Origin of the sequence: Chitinophaga sedimenti (assembly GCF_023156195.1) — a bacterium.
Classification (GTDB): domain Bacteria; phylum Bacteroidota; class Bacteroidia; order Chitinophagales; family Chitinophagaceae; genus Chitinophaga; species Chitinophaga sedimenti.
In genome coordinates this window covers 5788324-5805220 of the sequence record NZ_JAKUKA010000001.1, presented here as the reverse complement: position 1 = coordinate 5805220, position 16897 = coordinate 5788324, and the positions used below count along the sequence as shown (strand labels likewise).

Sequence of the window (16897 nt, the reverse complement as noted above, 5' to 3'; positions counted from 1 at the left end):
CAGCATTATTAGCAAATTCGGGGCCAATTTATCAAAATGTAATATTTTAAGCATAGCTTAGCAATCCTTTTATTTTAACAAATGGAGGAAATTAAATATCTGATCAGAAAGGAATTGCACGATTTCGAGAGCAAGTTTGCGGACTCGGTGAAGAGCCACGTACCGCTGCTGGACCGGATCATGCATTATATAGTGAAGCGCAAGGGAAACAGATCCGTCCAATGTTCGTGTTACTTTCCGCCAGACTATTTACAGATAAGATCGAAGAAAGTTCATTCAGGGCTGCTTCGCTTGTGGAATTATTGCACACTGCCTCCCTCGTGCACGATGATGTCGTGGACGATTCCCTCGAAAGAAGGGGTTTCTTTTCTGTAAATGCCTTATGGAAGAATAAAATCGCTGTTTTAGTCGGCGACTACCTGCTTTCTAAAGGACTTTTGTTATCTTTAAATAACAAGGATTTCCGCACCCTCGAAATTTTAACCGAGGCCGTGCGCGAAATGAGCGAAGGGGAACTGCTGCAAATGGAAAAGGCCCGCAGGCTTAATATTAAGGAGGATGTTTATTTCGATATCATCCGCCGAAAAACAGCCTCCCTCCTCGCAGCCGCCTGTGCCGCAGGCGCCTGGAGCGCCTCCGGCGACGAAGCCGGCACCGCCCTTATGCACCAGTTCGGCGAAAAGGTAGGCATTGCCTTCCAGATCAAAGACGACCTTTTCGACTACGGGACCGCCAACATCGGCAAACCTACCGGTATAGACATCAGGGAGAAAAAAATGACCCTCCCCTTATCTACACCCTCCAACATGCCGACCCGGACACACGTAAACTGATTATCAACATTGTCAAAAATCATAATACAGACAAAGACAAAGTGGCACAGGTGATCGACCTGGTAAAATCCAGCGGCGGCATCGCCTACGCCCGAGAAAAAATGTTGCAATACCGTGATGAAGCGTTAGCTATTTTACATCAACTGCCAGACAATGAAATCCGGAGTGGCCTGGAATCATTAGTGCGGTACACAACCGACCGCACCTTCTAAAATTGCAAGCATTTTTCATGCAGAAACGTTGGACAGTAAAGAAATATCAACCGGGGCCCGAACGGTCGCTTCAGGCTGCATTACGCATTCATCCCCTGTTATGCCGCCTGCTCGTACAGCGCGGCATCCTGACCTTTGATGCGGCAAAGCACTTTTCCGCCCTACCCTCGAAGATCTTCTCGACCCCTGGCTGATGAAGGATATGGACGTGGCTATTTCACGTCTCGAACTCGCTTTCTTCCGCCGCGAAAAGATCCTCGTTTATGGCGACTATGATGTAGACGGCACCACCGCCGTGGCCACTGTATTCACTTTTCTCTCCTCTATTTACAGCAATATCGAATTTTACCTGCCCCACCGCTACCGCGAAGGTTACGGCATTTCCATGCAGGGTATAGAATATGCTGTAGAAAACGACTTCGGCCTCATTATCGCCCTCGACTGCGGTATCAAGTCGGTAGAACTGATCAGCTTTGCCAAATCCAAAGGCATCGACTTCATCATCTGCGACCACCACCTTCCCGACGCTATACTCCCGGAAGCCGTAGCCATCCTGAACCCGAAACAACACGACTGCCCTTACCCCTACAAAGAGCTAAGCGGCTGCGGCATCGGGTTTAAGATGATAACCGCCCTGGCGCAGAAGCGCGGCATGCCGATGGAATCGGTATATACCTACCTCGACCTCGTCGCCACCAGCATCGCTGCCGATATTGTTCCCATGACCGGCGAAAACCGTGTACTGGCATTTTACGGCATCAAAAAGGTAAATGAAGATCCCAGCCCCGCAATTAAATCGTTGGTGCAACTGAGCGGGTTAAAAGAGAAACTTACTACCTCTAACCTGGTGTTTGTGATCGCGCCGCGTGTGAATGCAGCGGGACGAATGGACGATGCCCGTAAAGCCGTGAACCTCTTCATCGAAACAGATTTTGAAAAAGCCATGGCGATCGCGGAAGTACTGCATGCAGACAACTTCGACCGCAAAGAAATTGATATGACCATCACCCAGGAAGCAGTACTGCTCATCCAGGGCGATGATACGCAGCTCACGCGCAAATCCACCGTACTGTTTCAGCCACACTGGCACAAAGGCGTTGTGGGGATCGTAGCGTCGCGGCTGATCGATAAGTATTTTTACCGGCCCACCATTATTCTTACCCAATCGAACGATAAAGTGGCCGGCTCCGCGCGTTCGGTATCCGGATTTAACGTGTACGAAGCGATACACCGCTGCAAAGACCTGCTGGAAAACTACGGCGGTCACTTTTATGCAGCGGGCATGACGCTGAAACCGGAAAATGTAAAAGCCTTCCAGGAACGTTTCGAAGAGGTGGTTGCCTCCACAATAGACCCGGAATTACTGATCCCGGAAATCGTGATCGATACGGAAATCCACCTGGCGGATATCACTCCCGCATTCTTCAATATCCTGAAACAATTTGAACCGCTCGGCCCCGAAAACCTGCGTCCTGTATTTATGGCACGCAGGGTAATGGATACCGGCTATTCCAAAATAGTGAAGGACGAACACCTGAAACTATCCATCAAACAAGGCAACGGCCCTCAATTCTCCGGCATCGGCTTTTTTATGGCCGACAAGTTTCCCATCGTCTCCGGCAAACGTCCTTTCGATGTGGTGTTTACGGTAGAAGAAAATGAATGGAACGGGGCGGTAACACTACAATTAAAAGTCATCGACATCAGAGCTTCTGCATAAAAAAGTCCCGCATGTAGCGGGACTTTTTATTTCGACTGCTTCAACAGCCATTCGTAAAACTTCTTATCATAATAAGGGATGGACCAGGCATCATGTCCGCCGGTGGGCCGCTCGGTATATTCAATCTTTGTACCGCCACAGGTTTTCACCGCAGCTACCAGTTTACGCGAACCGCTCACCGGCACCGTATCGTCATCTGCGTTATGAAACACCTTCATGGGCTTATTTTTCAACCCGCAGGCCTTCGCCGGATTACCCCATCCACACATGGGCGCGAGCGCTGCAAATTTATCCGGACTATCCATGCCCCACATCCGGTACCATTACCGCCCATGCTTAAACCGGTGAGGTATACCCGGTTGGTATCGATGCGGTAGAGCCTTATAATATCCGGCCACAGGGCGTTTAAACTGGCTACATCCCGGGTATTAACATTCAGCTTGCACTGCGGAGCAATCACCACAAAAGGGAAATTGGATATATCGCGCAGGCGCCAGGGAATGCCCATCTGTTTCACGAGTCTGATATCGTCGCCACGTTCGCCTTTACCATGCAGAAAAATTAATACCGGCCAGCGTTTCTCCAGGTCGGTGTTATAAGTGGAGGGCGTATATAGCACATACTGATCGATGCTTTTGCCCGGCAGCCGCACTTTTTTACAGAGATGCCAATGGGCTGTTTCGAATAATAATTCAGCGAGGTATCGCCATTGGCAAATCCCGGCAGCGTGGCCATTAAAATCAACCCGCACAAAAGCAGCAATCGGTGTATACGCATCTATAAATGTATTCTATTATTTTTTAAACTGCAGCATCCGGTGTACAAAGCCGGATCGTCATAGGCTTTGGTCCAGGCATCATGGCCGCCGGTCGGATGCTCGGTGTATTTATACTGGGTAGCGTTACATTTGATCGTCAGCGTATCGCGCATAAAACGTGCATCGGCTACGCGCACCTGCGGATCGTCCGCATTATGAAACGCCCAGATCGGCATTTTACTGGCTACGCAAGCACTCTTCCAGCTATCCGGAAGCGGCGCGCTGATCGGCACTATTGCGGCGAAGCGGTCCTGGCGGAGAATGGCCCATTCCCAGCTGGCGTAACCGCCCATGCTGTTACCCGTTAAGTATATACGACTTTGATCGATGTTGTAGGTGCCAAGGGCTTCCGCATACAGGCGTGCCACACTTGGCAAATCCCACCAGGTACCTGCATTACATTGCGGCGCGACCACAATAAATCCAAAATCTTTCGTGTCCGCTGCTTTCCTTGTCAGGCCGGCAGCTTTTACCAGGTCAATATTTGTTCCACGTTCACCCTGACCGTGCAGGTAAAAAATCGTCGGCCATTTTGTGTCTTTTTTATCGTTATATCCTTCGGGGATATATAATACATAACGCGAACTGATACCGCCGGTATCTTTTGTCGTTATTTTCTTTACACTGATGCCGGTAGTTTGCGGCACAAACGTGGCCGGGCCGGGAGGATTACCACCTCCTGTACCAGGAGCGGTGGTGTCGCGTGGTGTTGTGTCGCTGTTGTCGCTGCTCGTGCAGGAAGTGTGGATTACCAAACTTAAAAACATGGCAATAACCGCTGCCATGATGGTTGCTTTGTACATAGAATTAAGGTATAAACAAGTTAGCGCCTGCGCTTTTGCAGACGGAGCGGCTATCATGGCTGGTTAAAATCACAGGTACGAAAATCCGGGAAATGCGGCCGCTATATGCTGCATGGCGACCCTTCTTCTTGCGTTTAAATATTCTCTGCCAAACTAATCTATACCTCAGGTTAAACGTAATACAGGTATCTCGAACATCTTTCTATAATGCAAAAATGCAAAATGATCGCGTACTAAACAATAGCACGTTTTTCATTTTGCATTTTCTTAATAAGAAGGAACAATTTATTTTCTGTACTTCAACATCCGTATACAACTCTGGTGTGTTGTAAGCTTTGTCCATGCATCGTGGCCACCAGTGGCGTTTTCAGTGTAGGTAACCGACGTGCTGCCGCATTTTTTAAGGGCCGCTACGAGGTTACGACTGTTTTCTACGCCTACCGTAGGGTCGTTGGCGTTATGGAACACCCAAACCGGTTTGCTCTTCAGGTTACATACCAGGTCCGGATAATCGGCGCCACCGCAAATAGGCGCTACTGCTGCAAACTTTTCGGCTGCTTTCATCGACCAGTTCCATGCACCATAACCGCCCATGCTTAAACCGGTGAGGTATACGCGGCTGGGATCAACGTTGTATTTTTCGAGCACTTCTGCGTACAGCGCGTTCAGGCTGGGAATATCCCACCATTCGTCGGCGCTGCATTGCGGTGCAATCATCACGAACTGAAAATCTTTTTCACCCGCCAGCTTCCTCGGTAATGCCACGTTTTTAACAGCTGTGATGTTGCTGCCACGCTCCCCTATCCCATGCAGGAAGATGATCACCGGCCAGCTTTTGCTTTTCTCGGTATTATAGGTGGATGGTGTGTACAATACATACTGTTTGTTGATAGCAGGCGCAGCGCGACCGAGCGTTTGTACGGAAATGCCAGCAGGCATTTGCGCGAAGTTGCCCACACTCCCACCGCCGCCGGTAGTGGTGGTATCTTTCGTACCGCCGCCGGTGGTGGTGGTATCTTTAGTACCGCCGGTACCGGTGGTGTCTACGTTACCGTGACCGGTCTCTTTAGGTGGATTGAAGCTGTTTTCTTTAGCGCAGGCGGCCAGGTATATCGAGGCAGCTGCAAAGAGCATGACAAGCGTCATAGGTCTGGTGATCCAGGAAAAGGTTTTTCTCATGTTTTTCGGATATGGTTTAATTGACTTTCTATAAAAACTCTATAAGTGGCATTTTATTTTGATGCAAGTACACGATATGTAGAAAAAATTGCGCCAAATTTCAACACTGGCGCGGATTAACAGGGGTTAACGACTATAAACGGGTAACGATAAAACCGTGCCAGTAATTCAAGATCAAACAGATAGATGCGCAGGAATATCACACTTTATGAAAAAAAAATAAAATGGGGAAAATATTAGAAAATATTTTCCCCGATGCGGCAAGCATTGATTATAACAACTACTTCCGATAAGTTTTGAACCAGGAATACAATTCCGCGGTGTTGTATGCCTTGGTCCAGGCGTCGTGACCACCTGTTGGATTTTCAGTGTATTTTACCCGGGTGTTACCGGCTGCGCGCAGCTTAGACACTATTTCACGGGTATTTTCCACGCCCACGGTAGGATCATCGGCATTGTGGAACGTCCAAACCGGCACGTTCTTCATATTAGCCACTTTGTCGATGTAATCGGCGCCACCGCAAATTGGTGCTACCGCCGCAAAGCGCTGGGGATACAACATAGCCCAATCCCATACTCCATAACCACCCATGCTTAAACCAGTGAGGTAAATACGGCTGGGATCCACATTATACTTGGATATCAATTCGTCGTACAAGGTGTTCAGGCTGGGAATATCCCACCAGGTGTCCGGCTTACATTGTGGCGCTACAACCGGGAACATAAAGTCCGTTTGGTTACCGATTTTACGGGGCAGGCCCACGTTCCGGATGGTGTTAATGTTGGTACCGCGCTCGCCAATGCCATGCAGGAAGATGATAACCGGCCATTTGGAACTGGTGTGCGTGTTGTAAGTTGATGATGTGTACAGCAGGTACTGCGGATTAATACCACCAGCCTTACCAGGATTTGAAAGGGTTTTCACCGACCATAAAGGGGCTTGTTTCACGAAGCCTGCCTCGTTGGGCGCTACTAACACTTCATTGTCATTGGTGAGCTTTTCTGTAGCATCATCTTTAGAACAGGAAGCCAGGAACAGGCCGATGCCGGCTAATAAGGCAATAGTTTTTCTAGTCGCCAACACAGTGGCGGGTCTTTTAATGGTAATCATAAAAGTCAGGATTTGGATATGGTTTAATAATAGTTGTTTAGACAGAGATGCTCGCGAGACTCTCGTAATTCACATTTCCCGAACGCAGTTTAACAGGCTTCTATTGCATGGTAAGGAAAACTTCATGCCATCTAACGGTACACTGTACACAAACAGACAGCCTTTGTAATCCTTTACTATAAAGACTTATAGCCGATTTCCACACTCACTTATTACTGAATAAAATATATTATTGTAAAAATTTCAAATTAAAAAAAAGCGGTATAAAAGAATAATTTCTCTTATACCGCTTTTATTATGTATAATGTGATATGACTGCTACATTATGTCCCGCTGTATGCCTCAGCTCCCCACTGGTGGCTGCTTTAGCAAGCACGGCTATTACGCTCGGGTGACCATCCTATAACGCTGCATCACATCAGAAAATTGTTACACCTTCAACAACTCAACGCTCCTGTGCACAAACGCTGTGAGGTCTGCACCCGTCAACAGGTTTTGCGATAACAACGCGAGGTCTGCCAGGTTACGCACAACTTTGTTCTGGCGGTGCGGATCATCCGTTTTCAGGATATCCTGGTAAATCGGGTGGTTGGCATTTACCGTCATCGTAATCTCATCGGGCAACTGCGCGTACCAGCTGTTCGCCTGCCCGCCAATGGCTGCCATATCTTTCATGCGGCGCATAAACTCCGAGCGGGTAACGATTACCGGCTGTGCATCTACCGCCAGTCCTTTTAAGTCTACTTTGATATTGGGCTGTGCTTTCAACTCTTCGCTGAACAGCGTTTGCAGCTTCGTTTGCTGGTCTTCCGTCAGTACACTTTCCTTATTTTCCCCGGCATCGATCAGGTTGTCGGCAATATCGGAATCCACGCGCGTAAATTGAACATTTTCCCACTTTTGCTCAATCGTATTGATGAAAGCCGCATCCACCAGGGATTCCAGCTTTATCACTTTATACCCTTTAGATTTGGCGCCCCATATGTAGCTGTCTTGTTGCACCGGGTTAGTGGTATAAAGGATCACGAGTTTACCTTCTTTATTGGTCTGCAGCGCCTGCGTTTCGGTGCGCAGTTCCTCCAGGGTATAAAAAGTGCCGCCGTCCACATCTTCCATCACCATGAACTTGTTGGCTTTCTCGTAAAACTTGTCTTCGGTCATCATGCCGTATTTCACGAACAGGCCGGTGTGCTCCCATTTCTCTTCAAAGGCTTTACGGTCGTTGCGGAACATCTCGTCCAGTTTATCGGCCACCTTTTTGGTGATGTGGGCATTGATCTTACGCACGTTCGGATCGCCCTGCAGGTAGCTGCGGCTTACATTCAGCGGAATATCCGGACTGTCGATCACACCATGCAGCAGCATCAGGAACTCGGGTACGATGTCTTTCACCTCGTCGGTTACGTACACCTGGTTGCTATATAGATTGATCTTATCCTTCTGCATTTCGTACGTTTTCTTGATCGTCGGGAAATACAGGATACCGGTGAGGTTGAACGGATAGTCCACGTTCAGGTGGATCCAGAACAACGGCGGTTCGGCGTACGGATATAACTCTTTATAGAAGTTCTGATAATCTTCGGTAGTCAGCTCGCTGGGCTTTTTGGTCCAGGCGGGATTGGGATTATTGATCTGCTCGCCATGGAAGTTGATGGGTATGGGCAGGAAGCGGCAGAACTTTTCGAGGATGCTGCGTATGCGGCCATCTTCGAGAAACTCGAGGCTGTCGTCATTTACATGCATCACGATATCGGTACCGCGACCGGCTTCCCGGGTAGTTTCTTCCAGTTCGTAGGCAGGACTGCCATCGCACTCCCATCGAACAGCGGGCGCTTCTTTCCAGGACTGGGAAATGATCTCTACCTTATCGGAGATCATGAACGAGGAATAGAAGCCGAGACCGAAGTGGCCAATAATATTGGCGCCGGTGCCCCGGTCCTTATACTTGTTCACGAACTCTTCGGCGCCCGAGAAGGCCACCTGGTTAATATACTTATCTACTTCCTCGGCGGTCATACCGATACCGCGGTCGGAAATCGTGATTTTCTTGTTTTCCTTGTCCACGGTCACCTCGATAGCTACTTCACCGGTTTCGCCTTTGAATTCACCAACGCTGGCGAGGGTTTTGAGTTTTTGGGTAGCATCTACCGCGTTGCTCACCAGCTCACGGATGAAGATTTCGTGGTCGGAATAGAGGAATTTTTTGATGATGGGGAAGATATTTTCCGTCTGAACGCGGATGGCACCTTTCTGCATAAATTATCTGATTTTTTAACTAGACCCTGTAATTTTCAAACGATGTGCCATGGGGCGGCAGGCTGCCAAGATGACGGAGCAAAGCAGCTAGGGCCGGTTTTCGGTCCTTTTTCAGCCGTCGTTGTGTCATTTCCTTCAGCTTTTGATCGTTCTATGATCGCCGTTCGTTATCGCAAAAGAAGGGAAGGCAATCCGGGGCAGTGCCCCGACAATCAGGGAAAGGAAGACCAGGCGGAAAGATTAACTTAGTTCGTAAACAATAGCGCCGCTACGGTCGCCGCACCCGGCCATGGTGGCGGATCTGTTTGGAGATCTTATATCCATCCTATATGGTTCCTATAAGGGCCCTCCCTACCAGCAAGGGTTTGCGGGCACGAGCATATAGGATGCATAGAAGATCCCTATAGGATCCTTCAAGGATGCACTTACCATTTAAGGCAAACTAATACTTTATCCCTTATCCACCCTTTCGTTCTCTTTCGATGATATTATGCCCAACGACAGTGGGGTAAAGTGCCGATGCAGACAAAAAGAAAAATATTACAATTCAATTATATAAAGATATCATACCTTGCAGGTATTATCCGAATAACATACTACTAAACCAAGTAGACATTAAGATTTCTGATAATACACTCCTGAAAAGTGTTAACCTGTTATCTTTTTTGAAGAAACCGGGGCTGCCTTGAGAGTGGGCAGCCTTTTTCTTTGAAAATGCGGCCAGATACGGCTTGGAATTAGAAAAATACCCCTATCTTTGCACTCCAATTTTTAATTTTAATTATTTACAAACAAATCAGGGAATTATGTCAAACTACGAATTGATGGTGATTTATACCCCTGTGCTGTCTGAAGAAGATGCAAAATCCATTCAGAAGAAATTTGCAGACGTTATCTCTGATAACGGCGGTCAGATTGTGCACGAAAATCCCTGGGGCTTGAAATCACTGGCGTATCCCATCCAGAAAAAGACCACTGGTCTTTATGTGGTTGTGGAGTTCACTGCGCCATCCGACCTCAATGAGAAGCTGAAGATCCAGCTGAATCGCGATGAAAATGTATTGCGTTACATGGTTACTAAACTTGACAAGCACGCGGTTGCGTACAACGCAAGGAAGAGGGGTAGCCTGAATGCTGAATCCAAAACCGTTGAAGCTTAAAGTTATGGCAGTTAAACAAGAAATCAAGTACTTAACCGCGGTTAAGACGGAGAAACGCCAGAAGAAATACTGTCGTTTCAAGAAACTGGGCATCAAGTATGTCGATTACAAAGATGCGGAGTTCCTGAAGAAGTTCCTGAACGACCAGGGCAAAATGCTGCCCCGCCGTATCACTGGTAACTCTCTGAAATTCCAGCGTAAAGTAGCCGAGGCTATTAAAAAGCTCGTCAAATGGCGCTGTTGCCTTATGTTACTGACCTTTTAAAGTAAGAAGTTATGCAAGTCATTTTAATACAAGACGTTGATAATCTGGGCCAGAAGAACGAACTGGTTAGCGTAAAGAACGGTTACGCCAGAACTTCCTGATTCCCCAGAAATTTGCCGTGGAAGCCAGCCCTTCTAACCTGAAGCAACTGGACGAACGCGTGAAAGTACAGAAAGTAAAAGAGGAGAAAATGCTGGCTGAGATCGCGAAAGTGGTGGAAGTACTGAAAGCAGCTCCTGTTAAAATCGGTGCTAAAACCGGCACATCCGGCAAAATTTTCGGTAGCGTTACAGGCGTACAGATCGCACGCGCTATCAAAGAACAGAAAGGTTATGAGATCGACCGTCGTCGTATCCACATCCTGGACGATGTAAAAGAATTGGGTACTTACAAAGCGAAACTGGATTTCGGTAAAGGCAACGAAGCTGAACTGGAATTTGAAGTGGTAGCTGAATAGTATTTAAGCTATATCATTCGTAACAGGCCATCCCTTGGGGTGGCCTGTTTTATTTTTACGCCAATGTTGCAACTAAACCCCTGTCCGGTTGTTAAGGCAGTACTAAAACCTTGCAACGCTATGCGTAAATGTATCTATCTCCTCCTGCTGCTGGCGGCATTGCCCATGCTCTCCCCCGCTCAATCTGTACTGGACAAAGCCAAAAATACCGCGCAGTCGGCCGGTATTGATGTAAACAGTACCGCCAACGCTATTCTGGGCAAACTAACGCCTGCCCTGGCGCTGAATGGCACGCAAAAGACCGGCGTATTGAACGCGGTAACGGGTTTCCTGAAAGATAAATCGGGGATACTTGGGCTATTAAATACCGATAAGGCCGCGTATGCGACCAGGTTTTCGGGGTTACAGAGCGGGTTGTTCGGCAAGTTGAAAACATTGCTGACGGTGGCGCAGTATACGAAGTTTTTGGGATTGAAACCGAAGGCTACGGATACAGGAAATGTGCTCGGGCAGTTGTTTTATTGATGCAACTTTTTTGGGTGCCATGTATACATGGCACCTTACTTCAACAATTCCTCCAACCCCTCCTTGCGCAACGTGTACAACCCAATTCTGTCCCGCGCAACCCCTTCCTTCAGTTTATAGGTGCACCTGATCTCCTCCCCTCATGCAACACCTCAAGATACCGCCGCTGCACATGTTTCATTTGTGGCAGCTCGTCCAGATAGCCGCCAGGTGCGAGGTAAACACAAAATAGCCGTTACGACGCTTCGCCATCCCATGCAACACAATGCTCAAACACGCAGCCGCATCTTCTGTGTTAGTACCCGAAAATAATTCGTCAAACACCGCGAACACCTTCCTGCCCTCATTCACTTTTTCCACCGCCTGTTTCACGCGTTTAATCTCACTCATGAAATGGCTGTAGCCACGTTGCAGGTCGTCCGTTTTATTGATAGCGATAATAATATCGGCGAACAGGGGAATCTTTGCCGCCGCCGCCGGCACGCCAATGCCCAGATGCGCAAAGTAGACCGCCAGGCATATTGACCGGATCAGGGTAGATTTGCCCGTCATGTTAGCGCCTGTAAGGAACAGGCAATGCGCATCGTTAAAGTCAATATCGTTCTTTACGGCATTACGCACCTGCAGGTGATACAATCCCTGTATACTGCATTCCTCCTCCGTAATTTCCGGCAACACCAGCTCATACCGCTGGCTGAACTTCGCCAGCGAATACAGTGCATCCAATTCGTACAAAGTTTCCAGGAAAGCACCCGCCTGTTTCTTATGGGTAGCGCGAAATGCATGATCGAACACAAACAACGCCGTTTCACTCACCTCATCGTCAAGCTTCAGTTTATGCAGCTCAAACAGGTCGGTAGTCGCCTTCATACTAAGCAGCAAGTCCGCCAGTATCTCCGGCATTTCTTCGGCCTCCACGGCCGCCACAAACTGCTGCATGCCGTACAGGAAATACACTGCGCGCTTCGCCGCGTTAATAATATAATAGTAGTTGCTTTTGTCCGTCAGCTGCCGCCCCATGATCTGCATGGTGCGCTTCAGTTTATTATCCACCTCCACGGGTACTACTGCCGAATCCGGTATTTTTCGAGGTAATATACGTCATCGTTTGACAATGGCAGATCAAACTTCTCAATACGCTGCCCGATGTACCGGATAGCCGCCTGCGTTTCACGCAGCCGTTCCCGGTCGGCAATAGGTTCCTTCAGGCGCTGTTTCAGCCTTTCCATGCCATTATCGGTACGGGTATGATCGATCAGTTTAAATAAAGCGCGGTCCGGGTGCAGCTGGTCAAATATTCCCAGGTCACCTAAGCTCTGTAAGTCCAGCATAGTCATGTTTTAGTTATTCGTAGCGCAATGCCACGATAGGGTCCATGCGCGAGGCTTTAAAGGCTGGGTACAGACCGGAGGCCAGTCCCACCGTACCGCAGAGCGCAATGCCAATGGCTATCCACAGCCAGGGCACAATGAAAGCTGTTTTCAGTAACAGCGATACGATGTTGCCCGCCAACATTCCCAGTATTACTCCCAGCAATCCACCCATCAGGCTGATCAGGATCGCTTCCAGCAAAAACTGGGTACGAATGGTAGATGCCGTAGCGCCCAGTGCCTTGGTGACGCCGATTTCGCGGGTACGTTCGGCCACCGCCACCAGCATAATATTCATCAACCCGATAGAAGAACCTAACAGGGTAATAAAACCAATGAGAATAGCCGCAAAACTCACGCTTTGCAGGCTTCTGAATAGTACTTCGGCCAGACTGTCACTCTTGCTCAGGTAAAAGTTATTTTCCTCGTCCAGCGCCAGTTTGCGGATAATGCGCATAAGGCCCGTAGCCTCGCCCATTGCCATCTATCTGTTTAATATCATTTACGTTCACCCCGATATTGTACGACGCATTGGGACGGATAAACACGCGGCGCGTGTTAGCTACCGTGGTCAGCACCACGTTATCTGCACTCATAAACCCGCTGCTGCCTTTGGATTTCAGCACACCAATTACCCGGTAGCGCGCATTTCCCACCCGGATACTGCTATTCTCCGCACCTTTCAGGTCTTCGCCGAACAGTTTCTTCGCCACATCCACCCCAAGAATGGCTACGTTACGGCCCGACTGCATATCAAGGCTGTTAAAATCGCGGCCTTGTTGCAGGTCATAGCTGGAAAAGCGCAGGTAATTTTCATCCCCCGATTACCTGTACGTTCGGGTTGGTCTTCTTTTGTCCGTAATAAACGGTAATACCACCACCGGCGCGGAAACTCACCGTCACCAGCGATGGAAAGGCATAACGCTCTTTGAAAGCCATGGCTTCTTCATAGCGTATTACTTTATTCCTGTTAGATGTTTTAACACGGCGCCGGCTGGTATTAGCCCCGCGTGTAGCGCCGCCGCCACCGCCAATGCGGATCACGGTTTCGCGGTTACGGATGGTAAAGCCATTGGCTCCCATGTTAGAGAAGCTGTTGTAAATGCCCGACTGAATACTGTCGATTGCGGTAAAAATGCCTACCAGCGCCATGATACCAAAGGCGATAATAGCAACCGTTAAGAAGGTGCGCAGGCGATTGCCCAGCACAGAACGCAACGCGAGATAAAAGGTATCCAGAAACTTCATATGATGCGGGTTATCCTAAAGTTAAGATAATTTAAGTACCGTTCAGGCAAAAAAAAGAGGGACGCTGTCTGCATCCCTCCTGTCTGTATAAAGAATTTTATGGCTTATAACCAGCAAAACAGCGCATTGGGATATACACCCAGTACGATCACCACGATTACGGCCAGCACCAGCGCCGCTTTAAAGCCGCCTGATACTTCCGCTACCTGCGGTGTACCCGCCTTAAAGTACATCGCCGTGATTACCCGGAAGTAGTAGTAAACGCTGATGGCCGCACACAATACCGCGAGGATCACCAACCACAGCAAACCGCCCTGTTGCACAGCGGCAGACAGTACAAAGTATTTGGCAAAGAAGCCAGCTGTGAGTGGAATGCCCGCCAGCGACAGTAAGAATACGGTAGTTACGAAAGCCAGCAGTGGATGGCTTTTCGCCAAACCGTTAAAACCATCGAAGGTGTAATCCTGTAGTTTCAGCAGCACGGCAAAAATACCAATGCTCGCCACGCTGTATGCCGCTGCATACAGTACAATACCTTCGGTAGCCGCCTGGTTCATAGCCACGATCGCAAACAGCATAAAGCCTGCCTGCGCAATACTCGAGTAAGCCAGCATACGCTTCACGCTTTGCTGGAACACTGCGGTGATGTTACCTACCAACAGCGTGAGCGCGGTAATGATAGCGATGATGAGTGCCCAGTGCTGGCTGATTGTGCCACCAGCAAACGCCGTATGAAACAAACGCGCAAAAGCGATGAAGCTGCCCGCCTTTACCACGGTCGCCATGTAAGCCGTGAACACGGTGGGAGAACCATCGTATACATCGGGCGTCCAGAAGTGGAAGGGAGCGGCAGATACTTTGAAAGACAGAGCAAAGGCCATCAACAGGATGCCGCAAAGCGCCAGCGGATGAAGTTCGCTTGTACCCAGGCCAATTTCAGCCAGGTTAAAGCTGCCGGAAGCACCATAAATCAGCGCAATACCCATCAGCAAAATGCCGGTGGAGAAAGAGCCCATCAGAAAGTATTTTAAAGAAGCCTCGTTGCTTTTCTGATTTCTTTTATCGGCACCCGCCAGGATGTACTGCGGAATGGAGATAATTTCAATGGCGAGGAACAGCATCAGCAGGTTGCTGAAGGTAGACGCCAGTGTAATGCCTGATAGTATAAAGAACGTGAGCGCAAAATAATCCGCTACATGCTCCCCTACTTTTGCGAAAGAACTGCCGCAAAGCAGGAAATAAAGGAAGGTAGCGCCAATGGCTACCGCGTTAAATACCACGGAAAAGCGGCTTACCTCGATCATGCCATACAGCACTTCGCCAACATTGGCAAAGTCCAGCAGGTTGAACCCGAAGGCAATGATGGCGCCGGCCATGGCGAAATATTTAATGCTTTGCTTGTTCTTTACAAACAACCCGACAAACATCAGGAATACACCAAACAGAGCAGAAGAGATTAATGCGTTCATATTTTTGCGTTACGAATCCTTTATTTTCTTTTAAATCACTTTATCGAGCCACGCGGTAGTCTGCGAAACCAGCTCCAGCATTGGTTTGGGATAGACGCCCAGCACCAGGATGATCGCTACGATCACACTCAGCGAAAAGGTTTCGCCGGCTTTCAGATCGGTGAACGTATTGGTTAGGCTGTTCGCCTCACCAAAGATCACTTTCTGGATCATGTTTAAGGTGTATATGGCCGACAGAATAATGCCAAGACCGGCCACCGCCGCAAACCATACGTTATACTGGAATAAACCGCTGAACATCAAGAACTCGCCAATGAAACCGTTGGTCAAAGGCAGTGCGATATTAGCCAGGCTGATGATCACCAGGAAGATCGCCATCCTTGGCGCTACGCTGGCAATACCGCCCATTTCGTTCAGGTTTTTGATGTTGAGGCGCTGCTGAATGATTTCTACGATGATCCAGAGACCGATGATGTTGATACCGTGGTTGAACATCTGTACCTGCACGCCCCGGAGGCTCTGCTCATTGTTCGCAAAGATCGCGGCAGCCATCAGGCCGATGTGCGCGATGGAAGAATAAGCGATCAGCTTTTTGATATCCTGCTGCAGCATCGCAATGCACGAAGCGTAAATGATACCGATGATAGAGAGTACCATCACCACTTCCGACCACATATACGCGCCCTGCGGCAGTACCGGCAGCAACCAGCGCACCACACCGAACAAACCCATTTTCACCATGATGCCGGAAAGCACCATTGTTACCGGGGTCGGCGACTGCTCGTAGGTATCGGGCTGCCAGGTGTGGAAAGGAAATACCGGCATCTTAATGGCAAATGCCACGAAGAATAGCCAGAACAGCCAGCTTTGTTCATCTTGTCCCATAGAAAGGGAAGTGAACACGCTCCACTCGAACGAATGTGTTTGGTTATAGATGTAAATCAATCCCACCAGCATCAGCAAAGAACCGATAAAGGTGTAAAGGAAGAATTTAAATGTTACCGCAATGCGTTTTTCGCCACCCCACATAGAGCAGAGGAAGTACACCGGGATGAGCGCCAGTTCCCAGAAAACGTAGAACAGCAACGCGTCATAAGCGGTGAATACACCAATGAGACCAGCCTGCGACAACAGCATCAAACCATAAAAAGCATTTTGCTGTTCGTACTGGCGGCTATAGATCGTAATAAAAATCAGCGGGAAAGAAATAGTGGTGAGCAGGCACAACATGAGGCCCATACCATCTAATCCAACATTGAACTGGCTGCCCAGTTGCGGTATCCGTGCGGCGGTGAACTGAAGGCTTTCAGCGCCCTGCAACCTGAACTGACACCATGCGCCGATGCCCACTGCCAATGTTGCAATGGACGCGATCAAAGCCAGCGCCCTGGCGCCCGACCCTTTAAGACCAAATGAAATAAGGCCTGCTACTAAAGGAATCAATATGAGTAATACTGTCAACATAATTTATC

General features: G+C 48.7%; 22 protein-coding genes. 9 read left to right on the top strand and 13 right to left on the bottom strand.

The features are described from left to right. Nucleotides 1-221: 221 nt before the first annotated feature. From MKQ70_RS33390 to recJ, 4 genes are read left to right on the top strand one after another with little or no spacing between them, the layout of a single operon-like run. A complete protein-coding gene (locus MKQ70_RS33390) occupies nt 222-833 on the top strand; it encodes a polyprenyl synthetase family protein (protein WP_248079458.1) in 612 nt (203 codons plus the stop codon). Between the two features lie 50 nt (nt 834-883). Beyond that, entirely contained in the window at nt 884-1045 is a 162-nt protein-coding gene (locus tag MKQ70_RS33385) for a hypothetical protein (protein WP_248079456.1), read from the top strand. 17 nt (nt 1046-1062) lie between these two features. Further along, the gene (locus MKQ70_RS33380; protein ID WP_248079454.1) at nt 1063-1239 is read left to right on the top strand and encodes a hypothetical protein; all 177 of its coding nucleotides are present in this window, start codon (nt 1063-1065) and stop codon (nt 1237-1239) included. Beyond that, nucleotides 1239-2765: a single-stranded-DNA-specific exonuclease RecJ gene (gene recJ / locus MKQ70_RS33375; RefSeq protein ID WP_248079452.1), complete on the top strand. Its 1527-nt coding sequence runs from the start codon at nt 1239-1241 to the stop codon at nt 2763-2765. The genes MKQ70_RS33380 and recJ overlap by 1 nt, the downstream gene beginning before the upstream one ends. Nucleotides 2766-2791: 26 nt before the next feature. On the opposite strand, the gene MKQ70_RS33370 is transcribed toward recJ, so the two are convergent. From MKQ70_RS33370 to htpG, 6 genes are all read right to left on the bottom strand, one after another. Then, complete coding sequence (locus MKQ70_RS33370) at nt 2792-2983, bottom strand: hypothetical protein (protein WP_248079450.1); 192 nt, start codon at nt 2981-2983, stop codon at nt 2792-2794. An 11-nt stretch (nt 2984-2994) separates the two neighbouring features. Further along, nucleotides 2995-3417, bottom strand: a complete 423-nt coding sequence (locus MKQ70_RS33365; protein ID WP_248079448.1) for a carboxylesterase family protein — start codon at nt 3415-3417, stop codon at nt 2995-2997. Nucleotides 3418-3542: 125 nt separating this feature from the next. Next, a complete protein-coding gene (locus MKQ70_RS33360) occupies nt 3543-4385 on the bottom strand; it encodes a carboxylesterase family protein (protein WP_248079446.1) in 843 nt (280 codons plus the stop codon). Nucleotides 4386-4670: 285 nt separating this feature from the next. Further along, complete coding sequence (locus MKQ70_RS33355; protein WP_248079444.1) at nt 4671-5564, bottom strand: carboxylesterase family protein; 894 nt, start codon at nt 5562-5564, stop codon at nt 4671-4673. Nucleotides 5565-5844: 280 nt separating this feature from the next. Beyond that, a complete protein-coding gene (locus MKQ70_RS33350; protein WP_248079442.1) occupies nt 5845-6648 on the bottom strand; it encodes a carboxylesterase family protein in 804 nt (267 codons plus the stop codon). 456 nt (nt 6649-7104) lie between these two features. After that, on the bottom strand, nt 7105-8931 hold the full coding sequence (htpG, locus tag MKQ70_RS33345; RefSeq protein WP_248079440.1) for a molecular chaperone HtpG: 1827 nt from the start codon (nt 8929-8931) through the stop codon (nt 7105-7107). Between the two features lie 806 nt (nt 8932-9737). Here htpG and rpsF point away from each other — a divergent pair. The 5 genes from rpsF to MKQ70_RS33325 all read left to right on the top strand — a co-directional run bounded on the left by rpsF (nt 9738) and on the right by MKQ70_RS33325 (nt 11338). Then, nucleotides 9738-10091, top strand: coding sequence for a 30S ribosomal protein S6 (gene rpsF, locus MKQ70_RS33340; protein WP_248079438.1), 354 nt, complete (start codon nt 9738-9740; stop codon nt 10089-10091). Between the two features lie 4 nt (nt 10092-10095). After that, a complete protein-coding gene (rpsR, locus tag MKQ70_RS33335) occupies nt 10096-10356 on the top strand; it encodes a 30S ribosomal protein S18 (protein WP_443657862.1) in 261 nt (86 codons plus the stop codon). A gap of 11 nt (nt 10357-10367) precedes the next feature. After that, on the top strand, nt 10368-10457 hold the full coding sequence (locus MKQ70_RS43005) for a hypothetical protein (protein WP_372490054.1): 90 nt from the start codon (nt 10368-10370) through the stop codon (nt 10455-10457). Between the two features lie 17 nt (nt 10458-10474). Beyond that, on the top strand, nt 10475-10813 hold the full coding sequence (gene rplI, locus MKQ70_RS33330; protein WP_248079430.1) for a 50S ribosomal protein L9: 339 nt from the start codon (nt 10475-10477) through the stop codon (nt 10811-10813). A gap of 120 nt (nt 10814-10933) precedes the next feature. Next, entirely contained in the window at nt 10934-11338 is a 405-nt protein-coding gene (locus MKQ70_RS33325) for a hypothetical protein (RefSeq protein WP_248079428.1), read from the top strand. 177 nt (nt 11339-11515) lie between these two features. Here the strand turns inward: MKQ70_RS33325 and MKQ70_RS33320 are convergent, their stop codons facing one another. The 7 genes from MKQ70_RS33320 to MKQ70_RS33295 form a co-directional block, all read right to left on the bottom strand. Beyond that, entirely contained in the window at nt 11516-12397 is an 882-nt protein-coding gene (locus tag MKQ70_RS33320) for a MutS-related protein (protein WP_248079426.1), read from the bottom strand. A gap of 5 nt (nt 12398-12402) precedes the next feature. Next, on the bottom strand, nt 12403-12669 hold the full coding sequence (locus MKQ70_RS33315; protein ID WP_248079424.1) for a hypothetical protein: 267 nt from the start codon (nt 12667-12669) through the stop codon (nt 12403-12405). A 13-nt stretch (nt 12670-12682) separates the two neighbouring features. After that, the gene (locus MKQ70_RS33310) at nt 12683-13186 is read right to left on the bottom strand and encodes an ABC transporter permease (RefSeq protein WP_248079422.1); all 504 of its coding nucleotides are present in this window, start codon (nt 13184-13186) and stop codon (nt 12683-12685) included. Further along, entirely contained in the window at nt 13125-13493 is a 369-nt protein-coding gene (locus MKQ70_RS40345; RefSeq protein ID WP_282457844.1) for an ABC transporter permease, read from the bottom strand. Before MKQ70_RS40345 ends, MKQ70_RS33310 begins: the two co-directional genes overlap by 62 nt. A gap of 28 nt (nt 13494-13521) precedes the next feature. Next, nucleotides 13522-13956 (bottom strand): ABC transporter permease, encoded by a 435-nt coding sequence (locus tag MKQ70_RS40340; protein WP_282456934.1) that lies wholly within the window; start codon nt 13954-13956, stop codon nt 13522-13524. A 104-nt stretch (nt 13957-14060) separates the two neighbouring features. After that, entirely contained in the window at nt 14061-15425 is a 1365-nt protein-coding gene (locus tag MKQ70_RS33300; protein WP_248079420.1) for an NADH-quinone oxidoreductase subunit N, read from the bottom strand. A gap of 30 nt (nt 15426-15455) precedes the next feature. After that, nucleotides 15456-16889 (bottom strand): complex I subunit 4 family protein, encoded by a 1434-nt coding sequence (locus MKQ70_RS33295; protein WP_248079418.1) that lies wholly within the window; start codon nt 16887-16889, stop codon nt 15456-15458. Nucleotides 16890-16897 lie beyond the last annotated feature (8 nt).

Coding starts and splice junctions, on each gene's coding strand:
- MKQ70_RS33390 (WP_248079458.1), top strand. CDS start 222: ATGTTCGTGTTACTTTCCGCCAGACTATTTACAGATAAGATCGAAGAA.
- MKQ70_RS33380 (WP_248079454.1), top strand. CDS start 1,063: ATGCAGAAACGTTGGACAGTAAAGAAATATCAACCGGGGCCCGAACGG.
- recJ (WP_248079452.1), top strand. CDS start 1,239: ATGAAGGATATGGACGTGGCTATTTCACGTCTCGAACTCGCTTTCTTC.
- MKQ70_RS33370 (WP_248079450.1), bottom strand. CDS start 2,983: ATGAAGGTGTTTCATAACGCAGATGACGATACGGTGCCGGTGAGCGGT.
- MKQ70_RS33360 (WP_248079446.1), bottom strand. CDS start 4,385: ATGTACAAAGCAACCATCATGGCAGCGGTTATTGCCATGTTTTTAAGT.
- MKQ70_RS33355 (WP_248079444.1), bottom strand. CDS start 5,564: ATGAGAAAAACCTTTTCCTGGATCACCAGACCTATGACGCTTGTCATG.
- htpG (WP_248079440.1), bottom strand. CDS start 8,931: ATGCAGAAAGGTGCCATCCGCGTTCAGACGGAAAATATCTTCCCCATC.
- rpsF (WP_248079438.1), top strand. CDS start 9,738: ATGTCAAACTACGAATTGATGGTGATTTATACCCCTGTGCTGTCTGAA.
- rpsR (WP_443657862.1), top strand. CDS start 10,096: ATGGCAGTTAAACAAGAAATCAAGTACTTAACCGCGGTTAAGACGGAG.
- MKQ70_RS43005 (WP_372490054.1), top strand. CDS start 10,368: ATGCAAGTCATTTTAATACAAGACGTTGATAATCTGGGCCAGAAGAAC.
- MKQ70_RS33325 (WP_248079428.1), top strand. CDS start 10,934: ATGCGTAAATGTATCTATCTCCTCCTGCTGCTGGCGGCATTGCCCATG.
- MKQ70_RS33315 (WP_248079424.1), bottom strand. CDS start 12,669: ATGCTGGACTTACAGAGCTTAGGTGACCTGGGAATATTTGACCAGCTG.
- MKQ70_RS33310 (WP_248079422.1), bottom strand. CDS start 13,186: ATGGGCGAGGCTACGGGCCTTATGCGCATTATCCGCAAACTGGCGCTG.
- MKQ70_RS40340 (WP_282456934.1), bottom strand. CDS start 13,956: ATGAAGTTTCTGGATACCTTTTATCTCGCGTTGCGTTCTGTGCTGGGC.
- MKQ70_RS33300 (WP_248079420.1), bottom strand. CDS start 15,425: ATGAACGCATTAATCTCTTCTGCTCTGTTTGGTGTATTCCTGATGTTT.
- MKQ70_RS33295 (WP_248079418.1), bottom strand. CDS start 16,889: ATGTTGACAGTATTACTCATATTGATTCCTTTAGTAGCAGGCCTTATT.